Origin of the sequence: Pseudomonas sp. GM50 (genome assembly GCF_000282375.1) — a bacterium.
Lineage (GTDB): Bacteria > Pseudomonadota > Gammaproteobacteria > Pseudomonadales > Pseudomonadaceae > Aquipseudomonas.
Genome location: NZ_AKJK01000080.1, coordinates 1 through 5,010 on the forward strand (window position 1 = coordinate 1; position 5,010 = coordinate 5,010).

The following is a 5,010-nucleotide window of genomic DNA, read 5'->3' on the forward strand; positions in this document are numbered from 1 at the left end:
GTAGTGGCGGAGCGGGTTGTTCATTGTCATTAGGAAAGATTCTTTATGAAGGGAATGAACTGCCACCTTTTTGCTGCGAAACAAAATGGGTGGCAACTATGCGCGGGTTCGCAGACCAGGGAAGAATCAAACCCGGCAGACCCGAAGGTCTCCCACGCACAGTCGCCATAAAATGATACGCAGGCGTCGCACGCCTGGGTGTCTTATGACGGTGCAGGATGATTCTATTCCGTAGGGCTGCGAAACCCTATCGCTGAATTTGCTCAGCGACAGACCCACTCTAGGCAGCGATTTTGATACCCGCAACCGGGCTGTAGGACCACACGCGCTCACTGTGGCGAGGGGGCTTGCCCCCGTTCGGTGGCGCAGCCGCCGCAAAACCGGGCATTGCCGTGTCTCTGAGGAACCGGGCTCGCAGGGTTTGGGGCTGCTTCGCAGCCCAACGGGGGCAAGCCCCCTCGCCACAAAGGGCAGATTCCTACATGTTTTGCAGACTTCAAAATCTAGTTATTCAGTCAGGTGAGTGGGTGTGGGCGGGGTTCATTAAATTTCGGGGGGGCTTTGCGAGCTTTGGATCAAAAGATCGCAGCCTCGTGTTACTCGACAGCTCCTACGGGGGAGGGGAAACGGTTTGCCGGCGATGGCGTTTTTGAGGACGTCTTCGCAGTCACACGACTGCGTCTGAAGTCACACTGTCGCGTTACTCCGCAAGGTAAGCAGCCTGTGTGTCATGAAGTGGCTGCGCGATGTTGAGTGCATGTTTGACTGCCCGCCGTTCCTCGCCTGTGAGGCGCTTTCTGCCAAAATCATAGGAGTCACCACCCGGATTCATGTGCAGCGAAAAGAGCCCGATGATCTCGTCGTCAGCCACTTTGAGGATCAATTCCATATAAGTCTCGCTCGAGGTGCTCGCCGTTAAATAGGTGAGGCCTTCAACCACTGCGCTGCCGCACCAATGCAACTCATCCCAGGCCAGGAAGTTCCCGTTCGCGGTTCCAATCTCTTGTAGATACCAAGACGTCGAATCTTCTTGGCGTGCTTGCAGTGCTGGCAGAAATCTCTCGCAGGAGAGGATGTCGAGTGGGTACTTGAGCTTGCCGTGGTGAACGTTATGCAGGCGTTCTGCTGACTGCTCTGGTGCTTGAGCCGCGCCGACAACTTTCGCCTTCAGCAGGTGGCTTTGGGCAATTTCTGAAGGTTGTTCACTCCAGCCATTCAAGTCGGAAACTGGCGGGCACCAGATAAGCAGAAGGATCTCACCAACGTCTAAACGGTCATGGCTATCAAAGAACGCGAAGGTTCTTTTGCCAACGCTCGGCACGATGTCTTTGAGGTGGAGCATCGGCGCGCTGTAGTCGATGCCCTGATCCAGAGACCAGAACATCGGGCAGTAGGTTTTCATCTGTGAACGCTCTTGGGGGGACAGCGCACTGTACGGTGTCTTTCCTGATTGCTCACATGAAAGCGGCCGCTCGGTTTTCACACAACGCTAGTACGATTCAGATTGCTCATATGTCCGATGCCGGCGGCCTTCAAACGGCTGACCAGATCTTCGCGTGCTGCTCGCCCACCCGATCGGACATATTCAAGCTCCGATGCGGTGATCAATACCATCGAAACCAACCTGACCGGAGACAACGGCATGTCATCCAGTCGCGTCGGGAAATCCGGTTCCAGGGCTCCCAGCAGGACGCCGGTACAATCGTCCTCGGTCACGAAGCTTTTGGGGAGTTGATCGCTCATGTGGTGCGACAGGCTGAACTCGGGAATTTCGAGAGATAGCGTACCGTACTGATCGAGCCGTTCGGTGACTCCTCCAGCGTCGGCCACCGTTTTGGCAACGTGCTCCAACAGTTCGAATGCCCAGCTGTTTTTTAATGGATCGACCTCTCCAAGTGAACCACGTGCGTGCTCGGGTATGTCAGCTGTTTCCATGAACAACTCCATCTCGAAACCATTGCCCATTCCTTCAACTCCATCGAATGGATCCGACAGGCCGTCGGTGGCAAGGAGTATCGAGTCACCACGGCGGACCACCCGGTAGGCCTGACGCGTCGAGGGCCAGTCAGGGCCACCCCTGAAACTCGGACTGATCATATAGGCAATGACATCCCGCTCGACGGTGCCGACAGAGTGCCAATGACGATCCAGGCACGCTTCGCCGGCGAGTCGCGCCGCCAGATTGGCCGCTTCCGCCTCGTTCAACTCACCGATATCAACCAGCTTCTGGAATGCCTGGATTTGCGGTTCGACCCGGAGGGATTGGGTGGCAGGGCTTTTCAGTGAGTCGAGAAGCTTTTTAAAGAAGTTCATGTGCGTTCCTTGCCGGGTTTTGGCATTGATGTGAAAACGCGGAAGCAGATTGTGCTTCCACTTCAAGGGTTTTTTTGGGGTTAATGGCCAGGCAACTCAAGATTCCACCACCTCAATCGTCCATTCGCCCTGCACGTTCCGCGTGACATATTGGATCGGCACAAACATTCCATACGTTTCGAGGTAGACGTAAATGTCGGTGCTGTATTGGTAGGCATCTCTTGTGCAACTGAGTACCTTGGCAGTCCCGGTCAAACTCGGGTGATACGTGCTGGCGGGTTTCTGCGACTGCACCTCACAGCTGTGTCTGTCGTCGACCGGCACCAAGGCTCTGGGACCTTTCCCGCCGTTGGTATAAAGAAGCTGCATATCCTGCGTCGTGTATCGCAGGAGTGCGCCGACCGGCATGTTCGCCCAATCGCCCTCGAAGCTGAGGTTCGTCAGCGCCTCAGTCTCGATCGTTATCTCAGCTGTATGAGTTCTGTATTTACTTTCAGCCAGGTCAATCAGGCCTCGGAAAGTGGCTTTGACCCAATGATATCCTCGCTCTTTAAAACGCTCCGTCAGTTGATTGCCCGCCTCGCCAGAAAGGTATTTCGAGTCACGACCCTTGAGCAGGACGGAGTCATCTGAATACTGTCTTGGCTCGGAGTTATCCTTGAACACCTGGCGAAGGTGTTGAATGCTTTTCTCCGGTTTGGGCATATTCAATGCCTCGATGGCTTTCAACACCGGGGTGGCAACGACGGGGGCCGGTGCTTCGAAGGGCGACTGCTCACGCCCTTCAAATTGTTTGTATTGGTCCAGCGACTGGGGTTTGCCACAGGCCACTTGAACCAGCTGACGCTCATCGACTCCGAGGCTTTGCAGGTCGATGGCTTTGAGATCTGTCTGCATGTTTCCAGCGAGCACACGACTGTGAGTATCAAGGTAGAAATAGCTCAACGCGGTCAGTTGTTGCAGGGCGCAGTTGGCCGTCCACCGCTGGCGTACCTGCCCATACAAGACGTTTTTGCCAGGCACCAACATCTCGCCGGGTAGTACCCGAGCCGTCCAGAAGGTCACCTCATCGCCTTTTACTTTCAGGCTGCTGCGGTCGATCATCTGCCAATCCTGACGCTCGGGTGCCGAGAACACGCGCCATTGAGGAGGTGTTGTCTGGGCACAAACCTGCTTCAGCTGCGCACTTTGCAGGTACTGGCTCTTTTGTTCAGCAGGTAATTGCCAGGATTCTTCCGAACGCCCCCGCGGGTTGACGGCGAATAGAGACATTCCCTCTTTGCTGCGGTAGGCCATTTGCGCATCGGGCTGGCTGCAGTTCGCGTCGAAACGTGCCAGATAGTGGCGTTCCGGACTTGGGGACGAAGCCACTACATAGGTGATCCGATCGCCCTCACGCACGATCGAGTTCGGCTCGGGTGTCTCGACCAGCACACTGTTGAAAACCGCAAAACCCGGCTGGGCTTCAGGTGTTGTGATTTGAGCGGGTTTTGTTGCTTGGCATCCAGAGAGGATCACGGCAACGCTAAGCAGTGAAAAAAAGCTGGAAGGGCGGGACGTGGCATCCATGCGGTTGTACTTCATTGATAGGGTGATGGCATATTAACATGAGTGCTGGCTGCCAAATAGGACGCCGTTTGTAGCGACTCAAACTATGGAGAGGCAAAGATGACTGGACAGATTTTGAAGTCAAAGTTGGTGAATTTTCTGGTCGCCGATGCCGAGGTGAATTACGACAACGTGGACGATTTATATTCCATTGCTGAGGCTGGCAATGTGGATGTGTTGAGCGATGTGCTAGAGGCCTTCAAGGAAGCATACGGAGGGCTTTGGGTTGGCGGGAAGATGGTGCTGACCCAAACAACGGTTCGTCTGAGTGCCAATGCCATGAACCGCCTCGTTCAGGATGGGACGCTGGATATTGAACTCCCACTGGCATTAATCCGAAAGGTTACAATTGAAGGCGGGTTCATGACGAAGATCATTCGTCTGGATACCGACGCTGGCAGCGTTAAATTTCGGTGTTACGGCGCGAAGGATGTCGCCACGCTGATAGAGAAGACAATCCTCTCGCCAACTCGACAGGCCTGAACAAAACAAAAAACCCGCAACTCAGTGCGGGTTTTTTTACGACTCAACTCTGATCACTGACCCTTAGGGGTATCAAACCCACGCTGCTCAATCACCCGAAACACATCACTCACATCCTGGACCATGATCCGGGCGATGTTGGTGACGGTGTTGATGTCGTGCTCGGCGTAGTCGGGGAGGCTGGTGCAGGCCATGAGGTTGAGGTATTTGAGGACGGCGCTGAGGCGTTCGCTGAGGCAGTTGTGGAGTTCGCGCAGTGGGGCGTCGGCGTCGATGAGGAGGACGGGGTGGTCGGTGGCGAAGTGGGACATGGGGGTGTAGTGGCGGAGCGGGTTGTTCGTACTCATAAGTAAATCTTCCTCGTATTTGTAAGAAGAGCTACTGCCGTTCGCTGCGAATCGAAAGGGTGGTAGCTATGTGCGGGTTCGCAGACCGAGGATACGAGGAACCCGGCAGACCAGAAGGTCTCCCACACACAGCCACCATAAAACGGAGTACGGGCGCGTTTGTGCGACCGTTGCTGGTTATGGGTGCAAGGTTACTACACGTATCGTCAGGGCTGCGAAACCCTATCGCCAACTGTGTCAGCGACAGACCCACTCTAGG

The 5,010-nt window shown here is 55.1% G+C and carries 5 protein-coding genes; 1 reads left to right on the plus strand and 4 read right to left on the minus strand.

Going from position 1 to position 5,010, the window contains the following annotated elements; translation table 11 throughout:
• Positions 1 to 700 precede the first annotated feature (700 nt).
• The 3 genes from PMI30_RS10165 to PMI30_RS10155 form a co-directional block, all read right to left on the minus strand.
• Positions 701 to 1,402, minus strand: coding sequence for a hypothetical protein (locus PMI30_RS10165; RefSeq protein ID WP_008011547.1), 702 nt, complete (start codon positions 1,400 to 1,402; stop codon positions 701 to 703).
• 77 nt (positions 1,403 to 1,479) lie between these two features.
• The gene (locus PMI30_RS10160; RefSeq protein WP_008011550.1) at positions 1,480 to 2,313 is read right to left on the minus strand and encodes a suppressor of fused domain protein; all 834 of its coding nucleotides are present in this window, start codon (positions 2,311 to 2,313) and stop codon (positions 1,480 to 1,482) included.
• Positions 2,314 to 2,409: 96 nt separating this feature from the next.
• A complete protein-coding gene (locus PMI30_RS10155; protein ID WP_032835724.1) occupies positions 2,410 to 3,882 on the minus strand; it encodes a hypothetical protein in 1,473 nt (490 codons plus the stop codon).
• Between the two features lie 99 nt (positions 3,883 to 3,981).
• Here PMI30_RS10155 and PMI30_RS10150 point away from each other — a divergent pair, with 99 nt between their 5' ends.
• Positions 3,982 to 4,404 carry a hypothetical protein gene (locus PMI30_RS10150; RefSeq protein ID WP_008011555.1) on the plus strand — a complete coding sequence of 141 codons (423 nt, stop codon included), beginning with the start codon at positions 3,982 to 3,984 and terminating at the stop codon, positions 4,402 to 4,404.
• A gap of 53 nt (positions 4,405 to 4,457) precedes the next feature.
• Here PMI30_RS10150 and PMI30_RS10145 read toward each other — a convergent pair whose 3' ends face one another.
• Entirely contained in the window at positions 4,458 to 4,751 is a 294-nt protein-coding gene (locus PMI30_RS10145; protein WP_008011556.1) for a hypothetical protein, read from the minus strand.
• Positions 4,752 to 5,010 lie beyond the last annotated feature (259 nt).

Coding starts and splice junctions, on each gene's coding strand:
- PMI30_RS10165 (WP_008011547.1), bottom strand. CDS start 1,402: ATGAAAACCTACTGCCCGATGTTCTGGTCTCTGGATCAGGGCATCGAC.
- PMI30_RS10160 (WP_008011550.1), bottom strand. CDS start 2,313: ATGAACTTCTTTAAAAAGCTTCTCGACTCACTGAAAAGCCCTGCCACC.
- PMI30_RS10155 (WP_032835724.1), bottom strand. CDS start 3,882: ATGGATGCCACGTCCCGCCCTTCCAGCTTTTTTTCACTGCTTAGCGTT.
- PMI30_RS10150 (WP_008011555.1), top strand. CDS start 3,982: ATGACTGGACAGATTTTGAAGTCAAAGTTGGTGAATTTTCTGGTCGCC.
- PMI30_RS10145 (WP_008011556.1), bottom strand. CDS start 4,751: ATGAGTACGAACAACCCGCTCCGCCACTACACCCCCATGTCCCACTTC.